At 53.3% G+C, this 24,365-nt stretch carries 18 protein-coding genes and 1 pseudogene; 9 read left to right on the top strand and 10 right to left on the bottom strand.

Annotated features, from left to right (window positions below; genetic code table 11):
• A partial coding sequence (locus tag H2P46_RS23445) for a hypothetical protein (protein ID WP_238939003.1) occupies nt 1-95 on the bottom strand: 95 nt, incomplete at its 3' end.
• Between H2P46_RS23445 and H2P46_RS15740 the strand changes: the two genes are divergently transcribed.
• Together H2P46_RS15740 and H2P46_RS15735 are read left to right on the top strand one after the other, a co-directional pair.
• Nucleotides 75-1,409, top strand: coding sequence for a sensor histidine kinase (locus H2P46_RS15740; RefSeq protein ID WP_193405869.1), 1,335 nt, complete (start codon nt 75-77; stop codon nt 1,407-1,409). The genes H2P46_RS23445 and H2P46_RS15740 overlap by 21 nt on opposite strands.
• Nucleotides 1,410-1,693: 284 nt before the next feature.
• Nucleotides 1,694-2,560 (top strand): nucleoside-specific channel-forming protein Tsx, encoded by an 867-nt coding sequence (locus H2P46_RS15735; protein ID WP_193405868.1) that lies wholly within the window; start codon nt 1,694-1,696, stop codon nt 2,558-2,560.
• Nucleotides 2,561-2,600: 40 nt separating this feature from the next.
• Here H2P46_RS15735 and yjdN read toward each other — a convergent pair whose 3' ends face one another.
• Both yjdN and H2P46_RS15725 read right to left on the bottom strand, forming a co-directional pair.
• Complete coding sequence (yjdN, locus tag H2P46_RS15730; RefSeq protein WP_193405867.1) at nt 2,601-3,026, bottom strand: VOC family metalloprotein YjdN; 426 nt, start codon at nt 3,024-3,026, stop codon at nt 2,601-2,603.
• An 85-nt stretch (nt 3,027-3,111) separates the two neighbouring features.
• Nucleotides 3,112-4,008 carry a LysR family transcriptional regulator gene (locus H2P46_RS15725; RefSeq protein ID WP_193405866.1) on the bottom strand — a complete coding sequence of 299 codons (897 nt, stop codon included), beginning with the start codon at nt 4,006-4,008 and terminating at the stop codon, nt 3,112-3,114.
• A gap of 115 nt (nt 4,009-4,123) precedes the next feature.
• On the opposite strand from H2P46_RS15725, the gene H2P46_RS15720 reads away from it, so the two are divergent.
• From H2P46_RS15720 to H2P46_RS15705, 4 genes are all read left to right on the top strand, one after another.
• Nucleotides 4,124-5,437 carry an amidohydrolase gene (locus H2P46_RS15720; protein ID WP_193405865.1) on the top strand — a complete coding sequence of 438 codons (1,314 nt, stop codon included), beginning with the start codon at nt 4,124-4,126 and terminating at the stop codon, nt 5,435-5,437.
• Nucleotides 5,434-6,876, top strand: coding sequence for a M20 family metallopeptidase (locus H2P46_RS15715; protein WP_193405864.1), 1,443 nt, complete (start codon nt 5,434-5,436; stop codon nt 6,874-6,876). The genes H2P46_RS15720 and H2P46_RS15715 overlap by 4 nt, the downstream gene beginning before the upstream one ends.
• A 69-nt stretch (nt 6,877-6,945) precedes the next feature.
• Complete coding sequence (abgT, locus tag H2P46_RS15710; RefSeq protein WP_193405863.1) at nt 6,946-8,466, top strand: p-aminobenzoyl-glutamate transporter; 1,521 nt, start codon at nt 6,946-6,948, stop codon at nt 8,464-8,466.
• A gap of 188 nt (nt 8,467-8,654) precedes the next feature.
• On the top strand, nt 8,655-10,067 hold the full coding sequence (locus tag H2P46_RS15705) for an MFS transporter (RefSeq protein WP_193405862.1): 1,413 nt from the start codon (nt 8,655-8,657) through the stop codon (nt 10,065-10,067).
• Nucleotides 10,068-10,130: 63 nt separating this feature from the next.
• On the opposite strand, the pseudogene H2P46_RS15700 reads toward H2P46_RS15705, so the two are convergent.
• From H2P46_RS15700 to H2P46_RS15690, 3 genes and pseudogenes are all read right to left on the bottom strand, one after another.
• Nucleotides 10,131-11,438: pseudogene (locus H2P46_RS15700) on the bottom strand (c-type cytochrome); the annotation flags it as partial.
• An 11-nt stretch (nt 11,439-11,449) separates the two neighbouring features.
• A complete protein-coding gene (locus tag H2P46_RS15695; protein WP_193405860.1) occupies nt 11,450-13,234 on the bottom strand; it encodes a GMC family oxidoreductase in 1,785 nt (594 codons plus the stop codon).
• Between the two features lie 2 nt (nt 13,235-13,236).
• A complete protein-coding gene (locus tag H2P46_RS15690) occupies nt 13,237-13,974 on the bottom strand; it encodes a gluconate 2-dehydrogenase subunit 3 family protein (protein WP_193405859.1) in 738 nt (245 codons plus the stop codon).
• A 273-nt stretch (nt 13,975-14,247) separates the two neighbouring features.
• Here H2P46_RS15690 and sbmA point away from each other — a divergent pair, with 273 nt between their 5' ends.
• The gene (gene sbmA, locus H2P46_RS15685; protein ID WP_193405858.1) at nt 14,248-15,489 is read left to right on the top strand and encodes a peptide antibiotic transporter SbmA; all 1,242 of its coding nucleotides are present in this window, start codon (nt 14,248-14,250) and stop codon (nt 15,487-15,489) included.
• Nucleotides 15,490-15,532: 43 nt separating this feature from the next.
• On the opposite strand, the gene yncE is transcribed toward sbmA, so the two are convergent.
• The 4 genes from yncE to gltP all read right to left on the bottom strand — a co-directional run bounded on the left by yncE (nt 15,533) and on the right by gltP (nt 21,009).
• Nucleotides 15,533-16,585: a 7-bladed beta-propeller protein YncE gene (gene yncE / locus H2P46_RS15680; RefSeq protein WP_193405857.1), complete on the bottom strand. Its 1,053-nt coding sequence runs from the start codon at nt 16,583-16,585 to the stop codon at nt 15,533-15,535.
• 204 nt (nt 16,586-16,789) lie between these two features.
• Nucleotides 16,790-18,334, bottom strand: a complete 1,545-nt coding sequence (locus H2P46_RS15675) for a methyl-accepting chemotaxis protein (protein WP_193405856.1) — start codon at nt 18,332-18,334, stop codon at nt 16,790-16,792.
• A 246-nt stretch (nt 18,335-18,580) separates the two neighbouring features.
• On the bottom strand, nt 18,581-19,483 hold the full coding sequence (murQ, locus tag H2P46_RS15670) for an N-acetylmuramic acid 6-phosphate etherase (protein WP_193405855.1): 903 nt from the start codon (nt 19,481-19,483) through the stop codon (nt 18,581-18,583).
• A 224-nt stretch (nt 19,484-19,707) separates the two neighbouring features.
• Entirely contained in the window at nt 19,708-21,009 is a 1,302-nt protein-coding gene (gltP, locus tag H2P46_RS15665; RefSeq protein ID WP_193405854.1) for a glutamate/aspartate:proton symporter GltP, read from the bottom strand.
• 520 nt (nt 21,010-21,529) lie between these two features.
• Between gltP and H2P46_RS15660 the strand changes: the two genes are divergently transcribed.
• Together H2P46_RS15660 and acs are read left to right on the top strand one after the other, a co-directional pair.
• Nucleotides 21,530-22,227, top strand: a protein-coding gene (locus H2P46_RS15660) for an IS1 family transposase (protein ID WP_239952247.1) whose coding sequence is annotated in 2 segments (ribosomal slippage) — nt 21,530-21,779 and nt 21,779-22,227 — 699 coding nt in all. Because the reading frame shifts where the segments join, the coding sequence is not laid out codon by codon here.
• A gap of 142 nt (nt 22,228-22,369) precedes the next feature.
• Nucleotides 22,370-24,325: an acetate--CoA ligase gene (gene acs / locus H2P46_RS15655; RefSeq protein ID WP_193405853.1), complete on the top strand. Its 1,956-nt coding sequence runs from the start codon at nt 22,370-22,372 to the stop codon at nt 24,323-24,325.
• Nucleotides 24,326-24,365 lie beyond the last annotated feature (40 nt).

Genomic DNA, 24,365 nt, shown 5'->3' with positions numbered 1-24,365 from the left:
GCTTTGTTGTAGGTGGGCCAGTTGGTGATTTTGAACTTTTGCTTTGCCACGGAACGGTCTGTGTTGTCGGGAGGATGCGTGATCTGATCCTTCAACTCAGCAAAAGTTCGATTTATTCAACAAAGCCGATTGGCGGCGTGAGCTGGTATTTCTTTAGCTGCTATGGCGACATGATCGGCACCATGAAGGACGAGCAGCTCGCCAAAATTGCTGATGCCTGGGCGACTAACAAACAGATCCCTGCGCTAATGCCACTCATGATGCCAGCCGACAAACTGAAAAGTGCTTTTGTGGTTCAGCTTTGGGACAGTGAAGGCAAGCTACGCGCCAGTTCGTGGCCAGAATTGCACGCTCCGCTGCTGGCGAAAAAGGGTTATCACGATGCCGATATTGGTGACTGCCACGACTGCGAATGGCGTATTTATACCCGCCCTAGCCAGCCTGGCAGTGATATCAAAACCATTCAGGTGATGCATAACTTAAGTTATATGAAGGGGTTAATGGTAAAACGAGCGCTGTCGGCGATTATCCCTTTGATCCTGATGATGCCGCTTTCGCTGCTGGTGATCTGGCTGGTGGTACGCAAGATCACGCGCGATCTACGGGTGGCATCTCGGGAGATCACCGCGCAGGATACGCATCATCCCCACAGCGTTTCACCCGACGGCTTACCGGATGAAATCCTGCCGCTGGTCGCTGCTTATAACTCGCTGCTTGATAAATTACGTGCCGCCTGGTCGGCGCAGCGCCAGTTTCTTGAAGATGCTGCTCATGAATTGCGTACCCCTGTGACTGCAGTCACGCTGCAACTGGAGAATTTGCGCCAGCATATTCAGCCGGGCGAAGCCAGCCGCCAGTTCGATCAGCTGGAAGCGGGGGTGACACGTACCCGCCATCTGGTGACACAGCTGCTGAATATCTCGCGTCAGGAAGACCAAACCGTGGTAGCCAGCGTTGAAAATATCGAGCTGGAAGCATTACTGAAAGAGAGCATTGAACAGCTCATGGTGGTCGCGGATAAACGTGGTATCGACATTGGATTCAATGGTTCGACGCACTATCGCTTGCAGGCCAGCCGCTCCGAATTGCGCAGCCTGTTCGACAACCTGATTGGTAATGCCATGTTACATACGCCAGAAGGCAGTCTGGTGGATGTGTTACTGCACCGCGTTGCCGGTCATACGGTGGTGGACATTGTCGATAACGGACCAGGCATACCAGAATCCTTTATCGATCGTGCTTTTGATCGTTTTACGCGCTCACCCGATGTGCAAGCCCAGGGCAGCGGCCTGGGGTTATCGATTGTACGCAGCGTAGCGGAAAAACACCGTATCCACGTTGCGCTTTCTAACTGTTTTAATCCGCAGGGAACAATTTGCGGCTTACAGGTTCGCGTTACCCTTCCCTGATCTGTCACACCCGCCTGAAGCCCGACCCGACGACAACGCAAACACGGGTCGGGTTCCCTTCGCAGAGGATTGCTTATGTGATTTAGATCACATTTCAGTTGAATTGTAATGCAACACATTTTGACAAACGTGAACAAAATCTATTTTCTATCGAGTGATTGCAGGCACGCTACGCGGGCTTAAAAACGTCTTATACGCATTGAACAACTTACTGCCCATTAAGGGATTAATTTCACTCTGATCGCGCCGCGCGTGCAGCGATCAAAAGCATGTGGTTAATGATAATGAAATTTAAAACGTTGGTAGCGGGTGCCTTGCTGGCATGTTCATGGACCGGCGCTGCGCAAGCTGCCGAAAACGATCCACAATACCTCTCTGACTGGTGGCATCAAAGTGTAAACGTAGTGGGCAGCTATCACACGCGTTTCGGGCCGCAGTTTAATAACGATGTCTACCTGGAATATGAAGCTTTCGCTAAAAAAGACTGGTTCGATTTTTATGGCTATCTCGACCTGACTAACTTCTTCGGCGTGGGCAACAGCAATGCCAACGGCATTTTTGACCATGGTTCACCGATGTTCATGGAGATCGAACCGCGCTTCTCCATCGACAAACTGACCGGTACCAGCCTGGCGTTTGGCCCGTTCAAAGAGTGGTATTTCGCCAACAACTACATTTATGACATGGGCCACAACAAGGCTAATCGCCAGAACACCTGGTACATGGGTTTAGGTACGGATATTGATACGCACAGCGACATCGGCCTGTCATTGAACGTCTACGCCAAGTATCAGTGGGAAAACTATGGTGCAGCAAACGAAAACAGCTGGGATGGCTACCGCTTCAAGATTAAATATTTTGTGCCCATCACCACGCTGTGGGGCGGTAATCTCGGCTACGTTGGCTTTACTAACTTTGACTGGGGTTCAGACCTGAACGAGAAAGACGGTTCTTCACGTACCAGCAACTCAATCGCTTCCAGTCATATCCTGTCTCTGGGTTATGACCACTGGCACTTCTCTGCGGTGGCGCGTTACTTCCACAACGGTGGACAATGGGCAGACGGGCGCGAGCTGAACTTCGGTAACGGGGATTTTGAAGTAAAATCAACTGGCTGGGGATACTACCTGGTGGTGGGTTATAACTTCTAAACCCTGATTAATCTGCACGGCCAGCAGGCCGTGCAGTCATTTAAATATGTGGTTTATAAGCATTCACCATCCACGGAATACCGAACTTATCCGTAAACTTACCAAAACCTCTGGCCCAAAACGTCGGTTCCCATGCTTTGGTTATCGTCCCGCCTTCTGACAGATTATCAAACCAGCGCTTACCCTGCGCTTCGTCCGGGGTAGATAAACTCACCGCATAACCGCCGTGTTGTCCATCGGGACGGCCATCGCTCATCATGATTTCGCCCTGCCCGATACGCAGATGAGCGTGCATAATCTGCTCGGGTGCAAAGGTCAGGCCAGAGGAACACGCCGCCTGGCTGTCCTCTTCCGGCATATCGCCAAAAGTCATTTTGAACAACAGTTCGCCATCGGTCGCTTGCAGATAAAACGCAATCGCCTGTTCGCAATTGCCGTTGAAAAATAAGTAAGGTGTGATTTGCATGATCCACTCCTGATAAAAGATGCTGCCCTATGTCAGTGTAGTGTGCGGCAAAATTTAGCCTGCGAGCCAGGCCGCATCCTGACTTTTATTGACAGTAGCGACGGAAAAGCTGCGCCATATAACTGCTCATTGGCGTCAAAGCCGTGTCCTTTCGCTGTATCAAATAAAAGGTCGCTTTTGGCAGCGGTTCATCCAGTTCCAGCGACACCAGTTGCCGCCCGAGGATAGGATCAGCGATCACATCCACCGATAAAATACTGACAAAATCGCTTTGCGCCACCAGGCTGGTACAGGCCATAAACGTCTCGCAGGTCACAACAATTTTGGGCGCCATGCCACGATCGCCAAATAGGTCATGCAACAGGCGGTAATAGCTGCCTTTTGGCGTTGGCATGGTCCAGTCACACTGCTGCAACTCAGCCAGCGAACGCGCTTTCTCCAGCGGATGCCCCTTGCGTACAACCACTTTATATTCACGCTCCATCATTCTTTCATACATCAGTTCCTGATCGAGATGGGTTTGATCGTAAGTATTAATGGTGAAATCCAGCGCGCCTTGCCGTAGCTCATGCACCATCGAAACGAGCTGCCCTTCGACAATGCGCACCTTCACCAGAGGGTATTCACGGTGAAACTGATTGATCACCAGCGGCATGATGGTGCGCGCCACGCTTCCTCCCACACCAATATTGACCTGCCCACCGCCAAGTCCCTGACGCTGCTGAATGTCCTCCTGCGCTACCCGCAGCTCTTCCAGCACCAGGCTGGCATGATGAAAAAAGTTATCACCAGTGTCAGTCAATACCACACCCTGCTGGCGGCGGATAAACAATCTGGCTCCCAAAACCAGTTCCAGTTCCTGAATCGCTTTGGTTAACGCAGGCTGCGAAATGCCGGACAGACGGCTCGCTGCACGGATACTGCCCTGGCGCGCAACGTCAACAAAGGCGCGCAATTGATGAAGTTTGAGGTTAGCAGGCATCTTTTTTGTGATAACCGTTATTTATCAGAGGCAAGATATTCGCATCTTATGTGAGCATTTGCCATTGTGTAGATTCGAATCAATGCATAAAAAACCAACAGTAAGGAAATTGCCGATGAACACCCTTTCCGACCATGTCAATGCGTTGATTCCGCAGCTGAAAAGCTGGCGACGCGACTTCCATCAGTTTGCTGAATCAGGTTGGCTGGAATTTCGCACCGCCACACTGGTGGCTGAAGTGCTGCATAATCTGGGGTATTCGTTGCAGCTCGGCCGCGAGGTCATCCATGCCGATGCGCGTATGGGTCTGCCGTCGGCCGGAGTTTTACAGCAGCAGGAAGCGCGGGCGCTGGAACAAGGTGCGCTGCCTCAATGGTTATCGCACTTTTCGGGCGGATTTTGCGGCATTGTTGCCACGCTCGATACCGGCCGCCCCGGTCCGGTGATGGGTTTCCGTGTCGATATGGATGCGCTGGATTTAAATGAAAGCCAGGCCGCAGATCATCTGCCACAGCGTGAAGGTTTTGCTTCCTGTAATCCAGGCATGATGCACGCGTGCGGTCATGACGGACACACCACCATCGGTCTGGGTGTCGCGACGGTGTTGATGGCAATGAAAGATCAGCTAAGCGGCACGATCAAACTGATCTTCCAGCCTGCTGAAGAAGGCGTGCGCGGCGCAAAAGCGATGGTCGAAGCGGGCGTGGTCGATGACGTTGATCTGTTCACCGCCATTCATCTCGGCACCGGCGTACCGGCAGGCGAGCTGGTATGCGGTAGCGACAACTTTCTTGCTACCACCAAGCTGGATGTGAATTTTTCCGGCGTGGGAGCACACGCCGGCGGGCGTCCCGAAGATGGCCGTAACGCGCTGTTAGCCGCAGCGCAAGCCACCCTGGCGCTGCATAGTTTAACTCAGCACAGCGGCGGCGTGGCGCGTGTCAATGTTGGTGTGTTGCAGGCCGGAACCGGCCGTAATGTCGTTGCCGACTGCGCGCTGATGAAAGTTGAAACACGGGGCGTGAGTAATCAGGTTAACGATGATGTTTATCAACAGGCACTGCGGGTGATCGCGGGCGCCGCCACGATGTACGGCGTCGAATACGCAGTAACGTTAATGGGCGAAGCGCGCAGCTGCACACCCACTCAGCCGTGGGTCGATTTTATTCACCAGCAGGCCGAGGCGCTTGGCCTGTTTCATTCGGTGGTTGACCACAAACAGCAGGCCGCAGGTTCGGAAGATGCCACCTGCATGATGGAGCGCGTCAAGCAGCGCGGCGGCCAGGCGTCTTACGCCATCTTTGGCTGCGAGCTGGCAGCGGGCCACCACAACGCGAAATTCGATTTTGACGAGCAGATCATGGTGACCGCCGTCACCCTGTTATCTACGCTGGCGCTGAATCAGGCGCAGTTTGGCGGTGCCCAATGATCACCTCATTTATCGCTGATTATATCGATCAGCATCAGGCGCGCTTTAGCGCACTCAGCGACACCATCTGGGACACCCCGGAAACCCGCTTTGCCGAAACCCGCTCTTCCGCCCTGCTGGCAGATGCACTGGCGGAAGAAGGTTTTGACGTTGAGCGCGGCGTCGGCGGCATCGATACCGCATTTATCGCCAGCTTTGGCAATGGTAAGCCCGTTATCGCTATCCTCGGCGAGTTCGATGCGCTGGCTGGTCTTAGCCAGCAAGCCGGTTGCGCGCAACCTAAACCGCTGGTGGAAAATGGCAATGGACACGGGTGCGGCCACAATCTGCTTGGCACCGCCGGGCTGGCCGCAGCTTTTGCCGTCAAAGCGTGGATGCAGCAGCATCAAACCCGCGGTACGGTGCGCTTTTACGGCTGCCCTGGCGAAGAAGGTGGCTCCGGCAAAACCTTTATGGTGCGCGAAGGACTGTTCGACGATGTGGATGCGGCAGTGACGTGGCATCCCGAAAGTTTTAGCGGCATGTTCAATCTCAGCACCCTCGCCAATATTCAGGCGGCGTTTCACTTCAAAGGCGTGGCGGCGCATGCCGCTAACTCACCGCATTTGGGGCGCAGCGCACTGGATGCAGTAACCCTGATGAACACCGGGGCAAATTTCCTACGCGAACACATTGTGCAGGAAGCGCGTCTGCATTATGCGGTAACTAACAGCGGCGGCGTCTCGCCCAACGTTGTGCAGGCCGATGCTGAAGTGCTTTACCTGGTCCGCGCGCCCGAATTGCAACAGGCTCAGGATATTTATCAACGCGTCATTAATATCGCCAAAGGGGCGGCGCTGATGACCGATACGCAAATGACCGTGCGTTTCGGCAAAGCCTGCTCCAACTACGTGCCGAATCGCACACTGGAAGCAGTAATGGAGCGTTATTTGCATCAGTTTGGTTTACCCGATTACAGCGACGAGGAGCGCGCTTTTGCGGCAGTAATCCGCGCCACACTGACAAAAGATGATTTACGCAATGCGAAACTCAACGCGGCGCGTACCGGCGGCGAAGCGGGCCAGGCATGGGTTGAAACGCTGAACGATAAGCTGTTTATGGATGAGGTCGCGCCGTATGCCGTAACGCGTGAGCTGATGTATGGATCAACCGACGTTGGCGACGTCAGTTGGGTTACACCGACTGCACAATGTTTTGCGCCCTGCTTTACCTTTGGCACACCGCTGCATACATGGCAGTTGGTGGCGCAAGGCCGCACCAGCATTGCGCATAAAGGCATGTTCTTAGCGAGCAAAGTGATGGCTGCGACGGCGTTAAGCCTGCTGGAGGATCAGGATGTGCTGACGCGCTGTCGTGCTGAATTCCAGCAGATACGTCAGGCACAACCTTACGATTGCCCGATACCAAAAGGCGTTACGCCATCAAAACTGGCCGATTGAGCCACGGACGCGCCTGCGGGCGCGTACCACTATAAAAATAAACGACAAACACAAGACGAGGAAGCACGAATGGAAGCCGCATCGGAGAACAGCAGCCCCGGAAAAATATTCAGTTGGATTGAGCGCGTTGGCAACAAAGTCCCCAATCCATTTTTACTGTTTGTCTATTTAATTGTGGTGTTGATGGTGGCAACAGCCATTATCAGCAGCCTGGGCTTAACGGTAAAAAATCCCAGCAATGGCGAATGGGTGCGGGTGAACAACCTACTCAGCGTGACCGGTTTGCAGTGGATCCTGCCGAATATCATTAAGAACTTCAGCAGTTTTACGCCGCTGGGTTCGATTCTGGCGCTGGTGATTGGTGCGGGTCTGGCAGAAAAGGTCGGCCTGCTGCAATCCCTGATGGTAAAAATGGCGTCACGCGTCAGCCGCCGTTACGCCAGCTATATGGTGCTTTTTATCGCCTTCTTTAGCCATATCTCTTCCGATGCGGCGTTAGTGGTAATGCCGCCGCTCGGCGCGCTGATCTTTCTGGCTGTTGGACGCCATCCGGTGGCCGGTTTACTGGCCGCGATTGCCGGTGTTGCCTCTGGTTTTACCGCCAATCTGTTGATCGTCACCACCGATGTGTTGTTGTCAGGCATCAGTACCGAAGCGGCGAAGGCCGTGGGCGATACCGTACATGTCAGCGTGATCGATAACTGGTTTTTTATGGCCTCCTCCGTGTTTGTGCTGACTATCGCCGGTGCGCTACTGACCGACAAATTCGTTGAGCCGCGTCTGCCGCAGTGGAACGAGGGAAACGGTGAAAAACTCGCGCCTCTTGACACGCTGGAGAACCGCGCTTTGCGTGTGGCGGGTATTGCCGCGCTGCTGTTTATGGGTATGGTGGCGTTACTGGTGGTGCCGGAACACGCGCCGTTGCGCGATTCGCAAACCGGTTCGATTATTCCGTCGCCGTTTATTAAAGGCATTGTGCCGGTTATTATTCTGTTTTTCTTCGTCGTGGCGATTGCTTACGGCGTGGTGACCAGACAGATCCGCCGCCCGGATGATATTCCACAGCTGCTGGTCGATCCGATGAAGAATATGGCCGGTTTTATTGTCATGGTGTTTCCGTTATCGCAGTTCGTGGCGTTTTTTAACTGGAGCAATATGGGCAAGTTTATGGCGATTGGCCTGACCGACGTGCTGGAGAGCGCAGGCATCAGCGGCGTCCCGGCTTTCCTCGGTCTGATGTTCCTGTCGGCGTTCCTCTGCATGTTCATTGCCAGCGGTTCAGCAATCTGGTCGATTCTCGCGCCGGTATTTGTGCCGATGTTTATGCTGCTTGGCTTCCATCCTGCCTTTGCACAGATGATTTTCCGCATCGCCGATTCTGCCGTATTACCGCTGGCCCCGATGTCGCCATTTTTGCCGCTGTTTCTCGCCTTCCTGCAGCGCTACCAAAAAGATGCTCAGCTCGGCACCTATTACATGTTGATTTTCCCTTATCCGCTGGTGTTTTTTATCAGCTGGATCGCGCTGCTTCTTGCCTGGTATGCGTTGGGATTGCCGATTGGCCCGGGCGTTTATCCGCAGTTACATTAATGGTCTTCGCCATGGACGGCGAAAATTGCAACGTACGTTGCTAAAAACTCACCAACTTGCCTCTCGGCAACGAATCGCGAATTTATTATCCTGCTACCTCTTCGCTTGCTAACGGTTAATTATTTTTAAATCTAATCAAGGCCGCTGGCGAGAATTGCAAACACTGCCACACCGAGGTTCACCCAAAAATGACAACAGCCTGCACAACAGGGATGGCGCCGACGTATGCTTCGTCGGCAGCCAACAATAGCTTAGCGGGGCGCATTGATGCGCTGCCATCCTCCGCCGGTTTATGGCGCTTTATTACACTTCTGGCGCTGGGCGGATTCTTTGAGCTCTACGATCTGTTCGAAACCGGCTACATCAGTTCAGGCTTGCTGGCCGCCGGGATTTTCCACACCGGTAGCGCGGGCGTATTCGGTATTGCCGATCAGGCCGCCTTCGCTTCCGCGACCTTTCTCGGCCTGTTCGTTGGCGCAAGCCTGCTCGCACCCTATGCCGATCGCTTTGGTCGCCGCCTGACTTTTATGTGCGCCCTGATGTGGTATGGGATATTTTCACTGTTGATGGCTTTTCAGCAAAGCGCAGAAATGATCATTCTGTTCCGCTTTTTAGTCGGTATTGGGCTGGGAGTTGAGCTGGTCACCATCGATACCTATTTATCAGAATGGGTGCCAACCCATTTGCGCAGCCGGGCCTTTGCCTTTTCATTCTTTATTCAGTTTCTGTCGGTGCCTGCAGTAGCGCTGATGTCGTGGTGGCTGGTGCCGCAAACCATTCTCAGCCTTGAGGGCTGGCGTTGGGTGGTAATTGCGGGCGCGGTATGTTCGCTGGTGATCTGGTTTATTCGTAAAAATCTGCCGGAATCAGCGCGCTGGCTAGCGCAGCAGGGCCGCCATCAGGAAGCACACCGGGTATTATCAGCGATGGAAAAGCGTTGCGGCATCACGCCTGGCGCGGATTTCCCGCAGGATGACGCCGCCGCGCAGCTACCGAAAAAAGGGCGTTTTAGTGAGATCTGGGCGCCAGCCTATCGCAAACGTACGCTGATGCTAGTGGTAATGAACTTTTTCCAGGCGATTGGTTTCTTCGGCTTTGGTAACTGGTTGCCAGCGTTGCTGTCAGGTAAAGGCACCACCGTGACGCACAGCCTGCTGTATGCATTTTTTATCACGCTGGCCTATCCGCTGGGTTCGCTGATTTGCAGCCGCTACGCCGATAAGTTCGAAAATAAGTGGCAGATTGTCATGACGTCGCTGATGACGGTCGTGTTCGGTACGCTGTTCGCTCTGCTGAACAATCCGGTGCTGTTGATTATCTGTGGTTTTCTGATCACCTATTCCAACGCCTGGCTGACCTTTAGCTATCACGCTTATCAAACCGAGATCTTCCCAACGCATATACGTGCTCGCGCAGTGGGGTTTTGCTATTCGTTTAGCCGCCTGTCAACGGTGTTCAGCAGTATTTTGATTGGCTTGATTTTGCAGTATGCAGGTAGCCAGGGCGTGATCGTCTTTATCGTGTTAAGTATGCTTATGGTGATGTTGTCGGTGGGCATTTACGGGCCGAAAACGCGCGGGATTGATTTAGAAAATATTTGAGTCAGATCGCTGAACGCAGTTTCTGCCCCTTCCCACAGGAGAGGGGCAGAGATGAGGCGTTTTCTTCCCTTCCAGCACGTGAATATCTGCGCTGCCCTGACGATCTTTCACGTCTTTACGCAGCTCAGAAATCTGTTTCGCGGTCACTTTTTTGTCAGACTGATTTCCCCAGCTGGTGCGAATAAAGTTCACCACATCAGCCACCTGCTGATCGTTCAGACGCCAGCCAAACGCAGGCATGGTAATGGTTGAGGGCGCGCCTTTCACACCCGGCAATTCACCACCTGCCAGCACGATGTGGATCAACGAAGTAGGATCGTCGGCCAACACCACCGGATTGCCGCGCAGCGCCGGATAGAAGCGCTGATACCCGCTGCCATCCGTTTTGTGGCAGGCCGCACAACTGTCAACGTATACCGATGCGCCAGTCTGGCTGTCATCGCCTTTCCACAGCGCTTTTGCCGTCGCATCGTCAGCGCTGAACACCGCTTGTTGCGGATCTTTGGCGCCCAGCGATTTTAGATAACGCGCGATTGCCGTAATGTCGTCGTTGCTCAAATGCTGCAGGCTATGCTCGATGACGTCAGTCATGCCGCCAAAGGCTGCCGTGTGATCGTTGCGGCCGTAGCGCAGGAACTGACGCAGATCGTCTTCGCTCCAGCGACCTAAACCGTCACGATTGTCGCCGCGTAGATTACTGGCGGTCCAGCCATCAACCGGGGCGCTACTGCCGGAGAGATAATCATGACCTTCGCTGTTGTTCAGGGCTTTTTCCTGCATGGTGATACTGCGTGGCGTGTGACACGCGCCACAGTGCCCCAGACCTTCAACCAGATACCGTCCACGCGCCAGTGTCGGATCTTCCTGACTGACGGGCTGGAAAGCTTTTACATCCGGTGCAAACATCGTGCGCCAAATCGCCAGCGGCCAGCGCATCGACAGCGGCCACGGAATGTCACTCTCTTTATTGGGCTGGTTAACCGGCGCAACGCCGTGCATAAAGTAAGCGTATAGCGCCTTCATGTCGTCATCGCTGACTACCGCATAAGAGGGATATGGCATCGCCGGATAGAGCGTGTCGCCATTTTTCGCCACGCCATGACGCACCGCTTTCTGGAAGTCGTCGTAGGTGTAATCGCCAATCCCACTCGCTTTGTCCGGCGTGATATTGGTGGAATAGAGGGTGCCAATCGGGGTTGCCATCGGCAAACCGCCAGCAAAAGGTTTACCGTCTTTGCTGGTATGACAGGCTACGCAGTCACCCGCACGCGCCAGATACTCGCCGCGCTTCACCAGTTCGCTGCTGCTGTCGTCCGCCAGCGCGGCAAACGTCATCGTGCCCAGCACCAGGGCCAAAATGCCTTTTTTCATCGCCGTTTTCCTTATGCCTGCACCAGTGGACCCGGATTTTTCAGGTACTGCTCGCGAATGGCTTTTGCTGACCAGTAAGCCAGCGCGGCCACCATGCCCGTCGGGTTATAGCCCAGTCCCTGCGGGAAGGCTGACGCACCCGGTACAAACACATTCGGCACGTCCCAGCTTTGCAAATAGCGGTTTACTGCGCTGGTGTTCGGATCCTCACCCATAATCGCCCCGCCATTCATATGGGTGGTTTGGTATACGGTGGAATCGAAATGGCTGTCTGCATTTTTAGCGGCGCCCATGATCAATTTAGGGTTCATCGCTTCGGCAATTTTATGCATCTTGCTGACCATAAACTGCGCCATCTTGATGTCGTTCTCCTGCCAGTCAAAGGTCATACGCAGCAGCGGCTGGCCGTGAGCGTCTTTGTAGTTAGGATCGAGATCGAGGTAGTTTGCGCGATATGACTGGTGCGCCCCGTGAGCGTCCATTGATACGTGATGCGTGTAGGTATCAGCGACGGCGGCTTTCCATTTACTGCCCCAGTTTGGCGTGCCGGTTGGTATTGGCAGGCCAGAAATGGGCTTGGTGCCTGCCTGGTTGACCCAGAACGGCGAGCCACCCACGAAACCGTGCGGGCCGTGGTCAAAATTGTCAGCATTAAAATCATCAACGCCGACACCTGCGCCACCCGCGCCAATAAACGGGTTAGTCGTGGTGTTTTTGTCGAACAGCGCTTTCAGCGTAGAGATGTTCTGGTAGGCGAAGTTGCGGCCAACTGTGCCTTCGTTCGTTAGTGGATTGTACGGCTTGCCGATACCGGATAGCAGCATCAGGTGCACGTTGTGGAACTGGAAAGCAGACAGGATCACCAGGTCCGCAGGCTGTACGACTTCGCGTCCCTGACCATCAACATAGGTCACGCCGGTGGCGCGCTTTTTGTCATCGGTCAGGTTAACGCGCAGTACGTAGGAGTTATTGCGTAGCTCAAACTTCGATTCCTGACGCAGCGCCGGGAGGATATTCACATTCGGTGAGGCTTTAGAGTACATGTAGCAGGCGTAACCGCTGCAGTAACCGCAGAAGTTGCACGGCCCCATCTGCGCGCCGTAGGTATTGGTATAAGGACCAGAGGTGTTCGCTGAAGGCAGATCGTAAGGATGATAGCCTACCGATTCAGCCGCTTGTGAAAAAAGTTGTGCCGAATAGGTGCGTTTTTGCGCAGGCAGCGGGAAGTTATCCGAGCGATCTGGCGCAAACGGGTTACCGCCTTTGTCTTTACCGACCACCTTGCCTTTGATGCTCCACGCGCTGCCGGAGGTGCCAAATACCTTTTCAGCTTTATCGAAGAAGGGTTCCAGCTCATCGTAAGTCACGCCAAAATCCTGGATCGTCATGCCTTCCGGGATAAAGTTCTTACCGTAACGCTCTTCGTAATGGCTGCGCATCCGCAGTTCGGTTGGATCGACCCGGAAGTGCACGCCAGACCAGTGCAACCCGGCGCCGCCGGTGCCAGTGCCGGGTAAAAATGCCGCCAGCTGACGATACGGTACCGCCGTTTGTGACGCGTTATGGCGAATCGTCACGGTGCTTTTGGACAGATCCTGAAACAGCTTTTTGCGGATGTTATAAGTCAGTTCATCGATTGATTGCGGATAGGATCCATCCGGATACGTATCGCGATGCGGACCGCGTTCCAGCGCCAGGACGTGAAGCCCGGCTTCGGTCAGCTCTTTCGCCATGATCGCGCCAGCCCAGCCAAACCCGACAATTACTGCATCTACTTTTTTATTTTCATTGGCCATGCTTACGTTCTCTCCCCGCGAATCGACACTGACGGGAACGGATAACGTTCGCCGCGCTCTACCCAGTCCATAAAATCAGCACGCACGCCAGGGAAGCCAATCAGCTTCCAGCCCACCATGCCCTGATTACCGCCGTGGATGGGATCGCTGAAGAAACCTTCGCGGGTGTTTTGAATCAGAAATGCAAAAAAGGTTTTGCCCGGCAGCTGCTTAAATTCGGCCTTACCGCTTTCCATAGCCTGGAGCAGGGCATCTTGCTGCTCGCCATTGAGTTCAGCGAACACCTTGCCGTGCTGCTGTTTGCTGTAATCATCAGCGTCGGCCAGGCCAAGACGATAGATTTGCTGCGGCACCAGCGGCAGCTGATAACCCAGCTCTTTCGGCAGATCGGGGTTAAACGGGCCCTGCATATACCAGTTCGCCCCTGTGGCGTAAGGGGTATTCATCTGACGATCGATAAATTCAGGAACACCGGCTTCCAGCGCGCCGGGACCGCGTTCATCGTTGGGGATCAGGCGTGCTACCGCCGCCTTGATAAAAGCGAACTCTTCGGCAGTAAACCGGTTGGGTTGATAGTCGCGAGCATGTTGCGGGCCGGCTGGTTCGGCATCTGCAGCCTGCGTCGCCAGCGGTGTTGCTAACGCGCCTATGGCGGTGCTGCCCACCACCATAGCTGGCGCCAGGGGGATGGTCTTCAGCAAAAAATCCCTGCGTGAATGACCCTTTTTTTGTTCTGACATGACATTGCCTCAGTACCGCATATAATGCGGCATAAAAGGATAAATGATTGCGTTGTAATATTTTTTATATACGGGTTTAGGGTTACAGCTTTTTGTTACCGGTAACAATGGGCGCTAGTGTAACACCACAAGCGATAAAGATTTAGGGCGTCGAAACAAAATCGCACAATTTCATTAACATTTATCCGGGCGCTGTCATTGTCAGAAACATCCCACAACAGACAGATAACGGCCAAAACGATATAACAGACTGCACACAACAGCGGAGAGCCTATGTTTAAATCCTTTTTCCCCCGGCCAGCGCTGTTTTTCAGCTCAGCAGCAATATGGAGCCTGCTGGCGATTTTTGCCTGGTTCGGTTTTGCCGATCATTTACCTGAGCGATGGGCTGCCTTTGATGCCGCCATGAAACAACCGCTACCGACTACAGCCGCGCGCTTTATCGCCGCCAGCCAGCTTTGGTTTTACGCCTATTACTGGATCATGGTGACCGTTTTCGCCCTTGCCTGGCGGATGGTTGATAACCATCCCTGGCAGCGCTGGTCCGTGTGGGGTTCAGCCCTGATTATCTTCGTTACCTGGTTTGGCGTGCAGGTTGGCGTAGCGGTTAACGCATGGTACGGGCCGTTTTACGATTTGATCCAGAAGGCGTTAACCAAGGCCGGATCGGTACAGATCGCGGAATTTTACGCCGAAGTCATGGCATTTCTCGGCATCGCTTTGATCGCGGTAGTCATTGGCGTGATGAATTCCTTTTTTATCAGCCACTGGGTGTTTCGCTGGCGTACCGCGATGAATAACTACTACATGCACAACTGGCAGCGTCTGCGTCAGGTGGAAGGCGCCGCGCAGCGTGTCCAGGAGGACACAATGCGTTTTGCCAGCACCCTTGAAGACTGGGGCGTGAGCTTCATTCAGGCAATTATGACGCTGGTGGCCTTTTTGCCCGTGCTGGTGACGCTATCGCATCACGTAAAAAACGTGCCAGTTCTCGGCAATCTGCCTTACGCGTTGGTGATTGCTGCGGTGCTGTGGTCAGTGTTTGGCACTGGATTGCTGGCGCTGGTGGGCATTAAATTGCCAGGGCTGGAGTTCCGCAATCAGCGGGTAGAAGCCGCCTATCGTAAAGAGCTGGTGTACGGTGAAGATGATGCAGAACGCGCCTCGCCACCCACGGTGCAAGCGCTGTTCGGCCGTGTGCGCTTTAACTATTTCCGCCTCTATTTTCACTATCTGTACTTCAATATCACCCGCATCCTTTATCTGCAGGTGGATAACGTATTTGGCCTGTTTCTGCTGTTTCCGTCGATTGTCGCGGGCACGATAACGCTGGGATTACTGAACCAGATCACCAATGTTTTTGATCAGGTGCGCGGCTCATTTCAGTACCTGATTACGTCGTGGTCAACGCTGGTGGAGCTGATGTCGATCTACAAACGTCTGCGCAGTTTCGAGCAGATTTTGCAGGATATTCCGCATGAAGAGATGATGCGCGAGGCGTCAAAAGACGTTTAGAAAAGTGTCGGCCCCCATTACCGGGGGGCCGGTATGTCCTGGATTACAGCGCGATACGCATTACGCTGTCGGGATTTTTTGGCGGCTCTTTACGCGAACCCGGCTGTTTCACGCTGACAAACAACGCTTTGCCATCCGCTGACAGAGCCAGGCTATTCGGTAGACCCGGCGTTTTCACCGTACGTTTCACTTTATAGCTGCTGGCATCAATAATACTGACCTCGCCCGCTTTACGGTGCGTGACGTACAGTTCGTCGCGATCGGCATTGAACAGCACGGCCAGCGATTCCGGCACGTCAATTTTGTGGATAACTTTCTGATCACGTAAATCAACCACCAGCACATGCGGCTGTTTTGAGTCGCTGAGGAAAGCGCGCTGGCCCTGCGTATCCAGCAAAATATTCAGGAAGAAGTGCTGTTTATCCGCATCAATCTTCTGCTTTCTTTCCACCGCGTTGGTACGCGCATCGATGGTCACCAGCTCACCGTCACCATTCGTCACATACACTTTCTGTGCAGCAGAATCGATGGCTAAACCGGTGCCCATTTTGCCGGTATTCGGCACGGTGCTAATCAACCGTAGCGTTTTTCCTTCCACCACCCACACCACGCTTTCGGGGCCTAAGCCGGTGACATATACGCGATCCGTTTTTGCATCTACCGCGACTTCACGCGGCTGCATCGGACGGACATGCTCGCTACGTTTGCGACCATCCAGCACCAGTGTGTTCAGCACCTTGCCGCTACTGGCATCCACCGCGGTCAGCGCGCCATTGACGGTATTGCCGAAATAGAGAATGTTGGTTTGTGGATTAATCGCGGCGCCAAACGGTTTCAGCGCGGTAGGAATAGCTTGCTTTACCGCCAGATTCTGCGGATCAAGACGAAAAACCGTGCCGCCCTGGCCGTCAGGACTGTGGGTAGTGGCAAGAAACAGCGTGTTATCTTTCTGACTTACCGCCAGTTCATAAGCGCCTTTGCCAATCGGTTGAGTCAGATCATTGCCCTGGGCTGCTGCCAGGCCTGAAACAGTAAACAGCGCTGTTGCCAGCAGCAGTGGACGCAGCGTCCATTGCTTAGTCGTAAAAGCTTTCATAACTTCTCCATAGTAAATCCACCGCGAAACGCAGCGGAAAGAAAGCTCACCATTACCACCAGATAAATAAAGCAAACAGCCTGACACCGGCTGATGAAAGATTTTTTTGAGAATAATAATTATTTCGCAGAGAAAGGGACAGGATTATTATTGATTGTTTTGTGCGCTGCGTGCCGGGCAAGGCGGCACGCAGGCTGTCGCGTCTTAACGGAACACGCTGATCGCTTCCACCAGGCGATTGGCCTGATGTGTCATACGACCCGATGCTTCAGCGCTTTCTTGCACCCGGGCGGCATTTTGGTGGGCAATATCATCCAGATCCTCTACCGCGGTGCTCACTTCACTCAGCGCGATAGATTGCTCAGCCGTGGCGGCGCTAATCTGGGCGATCAATGAGGTCACGTTCTGCACCTGAGACACAATATCCTGCATGGTCCGGCCTGCTGCATCAGCATGTTCATTACCGGACCGCACGCGGCTGGCGCTGGTTTCTACCAGCGTTTTGATTTCACTGGCGGCCTTGGCGCTGCGCTGCGCCAGATTGCGTACTTCACCTGCCACTACCGCAAAACCTTTACCCTGCTCACCAGCACGCGCGGCTTCTACCGCCGCGTTCAGCGCCAGAATATTAGTCTGGAAAGCAATGCCGTCGATGACGCTGGTAATATTGGCGATACGCTTAGAGCTGTCAGCAATTTCGCCCATCATCTCCATCATCTCTTTCATCACTTCGCCGCCTTTGATTGCCGCGCTGCTGGTATCCGCAGAAAGCGCGTTAACTTCGCTGGCGGTTTCCGTGTTGCTTTTCACGGTAGCAGCCATTTCGTTCATGGTGGCAGCAGTTTGCTGCACGTTAGCGGCTGATTGTTCGGTGCGGCGGCTCAGTTCATTGTTGCTGCGGGCGATCGCATCGCTGGCGCTTAATACGTTAATCGCCTGGCCGCTAACATCGCCCACCAGCCAGCGGAACATCAAACCAAGTTGCTCAATGGCACGCAAAGTCATGCCTATTTCATCGACGCGATCCATCTGCTCAACTTTATGGCTGGCACCGGTTGCCACGCTCAACGCTTGCCTGCACATCCGTTCGATGGGGCGGGAAATCTGTTGCTCCAGCCACAAACTGGCCAGCAGCAGTAAAAGCGCCATCCCGCCGGCAAAGCAACCGAGCGCCACAGGCGCCATGCCGGTTAGCCAGACGCCGACAACGGACAGCGGCAGCAGCGCAAATAACGTGCTGCGAATACGCCAGCGCAGCGGCAGCGTTTTCAGAACTGAACTGAAACGACGCCAGCCGCTGCGTACAATCAGGCCTTTATGAAAGCGACGGCCTTTTGCACGGCCTTCGCGGAAATCGCGGTACAGCCTTTCGGACTGGCGTACTTCTTCTGCGCCCGGTTTGGTGCGTACTGACATGTAGCCCTGCACTTTGCCGTCACGTACGACCGGTATAGCGTTGGCACGTACCCAATAATAATCGCCATTTTTACGGCGGTTTTTTATGAGCGCGGGCCAGGGGTCGCCCCGTTTCAGGGGCGCCCACATATCAGCAAACGCTTCCGGTGGGATATCTGGATGGCGCACCATATTATGCGGCTGCCCATTGATTTCGTCGGGAGAAAACCCGCTGGCCTCAATAAACGCATCGTTGGCGTAAGTAATGTAGCTGTTGAGATCGGTGGTCGACATGAGCGTCGCGCGATCGTCAAACACATACTCATGCTGAGATACGGGTTGGTTGTTACGCATGTAAGGTCCTTGAGGCAAGCCGGCCCAAAAATAAAAATCGGTGTAGGTTTTTTACCTTTTCGGCAAAACTACCCACACTCTTTAGCAATTCTGAATAATTTTTTATTTTAAAAAGACCGCATTACTGTACTACCACCTCGACTAACCCCACTACCGGCCTGGCTCAGCATCAAATTTCATGAATCCCACCTTGCCGGTAAAAATGCCCATCCCGGCATCGCAGATAAACCATTAATCTTATGAAGCTCACACGTTATGCAGCGCCTGACGAATAAAGCCCTGATGCCTGGCGAGCAAGGCTTTCGCTTCATCCGCTTCCAGCCCACCCAGCACCATAACAATGGCGGTTTTACAGTGACCAGAGCATGACGTTAACGCCGCACTGGCGGTAGCTTCATCGCAGTCGGTCGCCTGCATAACGATATTGATCTGACGCTGTAGCAGCTTCTGGTTAGTGGCTTCGACGTCAACCATCAGGTTGCCATAGACTTTACCACTACGGATCATGGCCCCGGTAGTGAGCATATTCAGCACCAGCTTTTGCGCCGTACCGGCTTTCATGCGTGAAGATCCGGTGAGGACTTCTGGCCCTACCAGCGGGGTTAATGCCATGCGGGCGGCTTGTGCCATTGTACTATTGGGATTACAGGTGAGCGCGGCAGTGGTGGCACCGCAGGCACTGGCATATTCTAGTGCGCCAAGCACATAAGGGGTACGCCCACTGGCCGCGATGCCCACCAGAATATCTTTATGGCTGAAATGGATGTCTTTTAAATCCTGAGCGCCCTGCTCACGGTTATCCTCAGCGTTCTCAACCGCCTGTAAAATTGCCGTATGTCCCCCTGCAATTAACCCCACAACCTGGGTGCGTGGCGTGCCAAACGTTGGCGGACATTCGCTGGCATCCAGAATACCTAAACGTCCTGAGGTGCCGGCTCCACAATAGATAAGCCGTCCGCCGACCTGAAAAGCCGCGCAAATCGCCTCAACCACTTCGGCAATTTGCGGCACGATAGCTTCAACGGCCAGCGCTACCTTTTTGTCTTCGTCATTAATAACGCGCAGCATCGCTTCGGTAGAGAGTTCATCAATGTTCTGGCTGGCGGGATTGCGACCTTCGGTGATCATCTGGCTGAGATCGATTTTCATTACAGGCTCCGTTTAGGAATAATTTATTCTTTGTGTTTTTTACCATAAAGCATGTTAATTCATCAGGTGAGATCCCTGTTTTATTGATGCGGCGAGGGCCTTAAAAGAGAGGCGTTGATGAAGGTTTAGCGCTTTCGAATCCGCTGTTTCCTGCCGGAAAATACGACAAAAGAAAAAGGGCTCAACATCTGTCGAGCCCTTAAATTTGTACCATTCAGCCGGAATTAACTCGCGGTCTGCGTCCGCAGCTTTAGTTCATACTCTGCTGCCTGTTTCGCATCGAACTGGTCTTCCCAGCGGGCAATAACCAGCACCGCCAGCGCATTACCAATAACGTTCAGTGCGGTGCGCGCCATATCCATGATGCGGTCGACGCCAGCGATAAATGCCAGTCCTTCCAGGGGAATACCGACACTGCCCAGCGTTGCCAGCAGCACCACAAACGACACGCCAGGCACGCCTGCAATGCCTTTCGACGTCACCATCAACGTTAATACCAGAATGATTTCGTCAGACAGCGACAGATCAATGCCATACAACTGCGCGATAAAGATCGCGGCAATGCTCTGGTACAGCGTTGAACCATCCAGGTTAAACGAATAGCCCGTCGGCACCACGAAGCTGGTAATGGCTTTCGGCGCGCCGTAGGCCTCCATCTTCTGCATGATGCGCGGCAATACGGTTTCAGAGCTTGAGGTCGAGTAAGCAAGGATCAGCTCATCCTTCAGAATACGCATCAGCGTGGTAATACGCAGCTTACAGAAGCGCGCCACCGCACCCAGCACTACAAAAGCAAAGAACAGGATCGCCGCGTACACCAGCAATACCAGCTTCGCCAGCGGCCACAATGAAGCAAAACCGAAGTTAGCAATGGTGACAGCAATCAAGGCGAACACGCCCACCGGCGCATAACGCATGATCATGTGTGTCACTTTGAACATGGTTTCAGAGATGCCACGGAACACATTGACCAGCGGATCACGTTGTTCTGACGGTAGCGCCGACAGGCCCATGCCGAATAACACCGAGAAGAAGATGATAGGTAGCATGTCGCCTTTCACCAACGAGGCAAAGATGTTCTGCGGGATCAGCGACAGAATGGTGGCAACCAAACTGTGTGGTCCATGTTGCACCGCTTCGGTCGTGGCTTCGTATTTAGAAATATCTACCGTCACCAGTGTTGACATATCAATGCCACTGCCGGGCTGGAATACATTGGCCAGCGTAATGCCCACCACAATGGCAAGGGTGGTAATGACTTCAAAATAGATGATGGTTTTGACGCCAATGCGTCCCAGCTTTTTCGCATCGCCGACACCAGCAATTCCCACTACCAGCGATGAAACCACAATCGGCACCACAATCATCTTGATCAGATGAATAAAAATATCGCCTGCCGGGCTGAGAATATTAGTGATTAACCATTCACGATCGTCTGGCTGATTATGCAACACAGTGCCGACTACGATACCCAGCACAAGTGCAATCAGGATCTGCCAGGCCAGGCTAATTTTAAAACCTTTCATAACGCGTAATTTCCTCAGTCAAAACCCGTTTCTCTCTACTGCGAAGGTGCAGAAGACAATACACACAGGGAAGTGAGCAAAAAGCCCGGTAAATTAGAGGGTGTTTGTAGACAGCGCCTCGCACGGAAATGCGATGATTCCCATACCCATTTTCAGACGCGGTCTGAGTTGATACCTGAACAACAGGGGCGAGATAAGTACCACTTTCACTAAGGTAAATGCAACCCTTGGTGACTTCGTTTAAATCTTCACCAGAATCCCAGAATAATATGCTGACTCAGTACTTAAAACCTAACCTGCTGTTATGAAAAGTATTAGTACGATAAGTTTACGCATAGCTATGCAGGAATGGCTAAAAATACCCCTGGTTCGTTTGCTGAATTTTTAAACAGGTAAGACACAAAATGTTGCAACTTAATTCTCTATTTTATGCAAGGGGTTAAGCCTGTTTCGTTCGGTAAATTCGGTAATGCTCCCAACTTACTGATTTAGTGTATGATGGTGATTTTGAGGTGCTTGCGTGGCTTCCATTTCCATCAGATGTCCTTCCTGCTCCGCTACTGAAGGCGTGGTGCGTAACGGCAAAAGCACTGCCGGACATCAGCGCTATCTCTGCTCTCATTGCCGTAAAACATGGCAACTACAGTTCACTTACACCGCCTCTCAGCCCGGTACGCACCAGACAATCATTGATATGGCCATGAATGGCGTCGGATGTCGCGCCAGTGCACGCATTATGGGCATTGGCCTCAACACGGTTTTACGTCACTTAAAAAACTCAGGCCGCAGTCGGTAACCTCGCGCATACAACCGGGCAGTGATGTGATTGTCTGCGCTGAAATGGACGAACAGTGGGGCTACGTCGGTGCTAAATCACGTCAGCGCTGGCTGTTTTACGCGTATGACAGGATACGGAGGACGGTTGTGGCACACGTCTTCGGTGAACGCACTCTGGCCACACTGGAGCGTCTTCTGAGCCTGCTGTCGGCCTTTGAGGTCGTGGTATGGATGACGGATGGCTGGCCGCTGTATGAATCACGCCTGAAGGGAAAGCTGCACGTTATCAGCAAGCGTTACACTCAGCGCATTGAGCGACATAACCTGAATCTGAGACAACATCTGGCAAGGCTGGGACGGAAGTCACTGTCGTTCTCAAAATCGGTGGAGCTGCATGACAAGGTCATCGGACATTATCTGAACATAAAACACTATCAGTAAGTTGGAGTCATTACCGTAAATTCACTCAATATCACCTGAAGTTTAGTGCGTGATCTATGGCGCAAAAAAGAAACAAAGCTTTGGGGCAGGCTTCAATTAACCTTTGATTGACATATGATTAACCTCTTCAAGGAGATCCGCCATGAGCCAAATATATAAACATCCTGTTCCAGAGAATATCGCAGCAAACGCGTTGATCACTGCCGGGCAGTATCAGACGATGTATCAGCAATCGGTTGACGATCCGGATGCCTTTTGGGGAGAACAAGGAAAAATCCTTGACTGGATGAAGCCTTACAGCAAAGTTAAAAACACCTCTTTTGCGCCGGGTAACATTTCTATTCGCTGGTACGAAGATGGCACGCTCAACCTGGCGGCAAACTGCCTTGACCGACATTTACAGACGCGCGGCGATCATCCTGCCATTATCTGGGAAGGTGATGACGCCAGCGAGAGCAAAACCATTACCTTTCGTCAGCTTCACGCTGATGTTTGCCGCTTTGCCAATGTGCTGGAACAGCTTGGTGTCAGGAAAGGCGACGTCGTGGCGATCTACATGCCGATGGTGCCAGAAGCGGCAGTGGCGATGCTGGCCTGCGCGCGTATTGGCGCGGTGCATTCCGTGATTTTTGGCGGTTTCTCGCCTGAAGCAGTAGCCGGTCGCGTCATTGATTCCAACGCCAAACTGATGATTACCGCCGATGAAGGCATCCGTGCGGGACGCAGTATTGCGCTGAAGAAGAATGTTGATGATGCGCTAAAAAATAGCCATGTCACCAGCATCACAAATGTGGTGGTGCTTCAGCGCACCGGCAAAGACATTGGCTGGCAAGAAGGCCGCGATTTATGGTGGCATGACCTGATGAAAGATGCCAGCCACACTCACTCCCCTGCCGAGATGCAAGCAGAAGACCCGCTTTTCATCCTCTATACCTCTGGCTCGACCGGCAAGCCGAAAGGCGTGCTGCACACCACTGGCGGTTACCTGGTGTATGCCGCCACGACCTTTAAGTATGTGTTTGATTACCATCCAGACGACGTCTATTGGTGTACTGCCGACGTTGGCTGGGTCACCGGTCACAGCTACCTTTTGTACGGTCCGCTGGCCTGTGGCGCGACCACGTTAATGTTCGAAGGCGTGCCAAACTGGCCAACGCCACGGCGCATGGCTGAAGTCGTTGATAAACATAAAGTTACGCTGCTGTATACCGCGCCAACGGCGATCCGTGCGTTGATGGCCGAAGGCGATACTGCCATTGAAGGCACTGACCGCAGTAGTCTGCGTATTATGGGATCGGTAGGTGAACCTATTAATCCTGAAGCCTGGGAGTGGTATTACAAGAAGATCGGCAACAGCCGCTGTCCGATTGTTGATACCTGGTGGCAAACCGAAACCGGGGGCTTCATGATCACACCGCTGCCAGGCGCAACCGAACTCAAAGCCGGTTCAGCGACCAAACCCTTCTTTGGCGTGCAACCCGCGCTGGTGGATAACGAAGGCAACCCACAACAAGGTGCGTGTGAAGGGAATCTGGTGATCACCGACTCCTGGCCGGGCCAGGCCCGTACGCTGTTTGGCGATCATGAACGCTTTGAACAAACCTATTTTTCCACCTTTAAAAACGCCTATTTCAGCGGCGATGGCGCGCGGCGCGATGAAGATGGCTATTACTGGATCACCGGGCGTGTAGATGATGTGCTCAACGTCTCCGGTCATCGTCTGGGTACAGCGGAAATTGAATCGGCGCTGGTTTCACACCCTAAAGTTGCCGAAGCTGCGGTGGTGGGCATTCCGCACAGCATCAAAGGCCAGGCGATTTATGCTTACATCACGCTGAATCACGGCGAGGAACCTTCCCCTGAGTTGTATACCGAGGTGCGCAATTGGGTGCGAAAAGAGATTGGCCCGATCGCCACGCCGGATGTATTGCACTGGACCGATTCACTGCCGAAAACCCGCTCCGGCAAAATCATGCGCCGTATTCTGCGCAAAATCGCTACTGGCGATACCAGCAATCTTGGTGATACCTCAACGCTCGCCGATCCTGGCGTAGTTGAAAAATTACTTGAGGAAAAACAGTCCATTAAAATGCCGTAAGTTATCCGGCGGGAAGGTTCACGCTTCCCGCCATTCAATC

Source organism: Mixta mediterraneensis (assembly GCF_014946725.1).
GTDB lineage: Bacteria > Pseudomonadota > Gammaproteobacteria > Enterobacterales > Enterobacteriaceae > Pantoea > Pantoea mediterraneensis.
The sequence above is the reverse complement of the archived record's forward strand: the minus strand, read 5'-3'. Positions and strand labels throughout refer to the sequence as shown.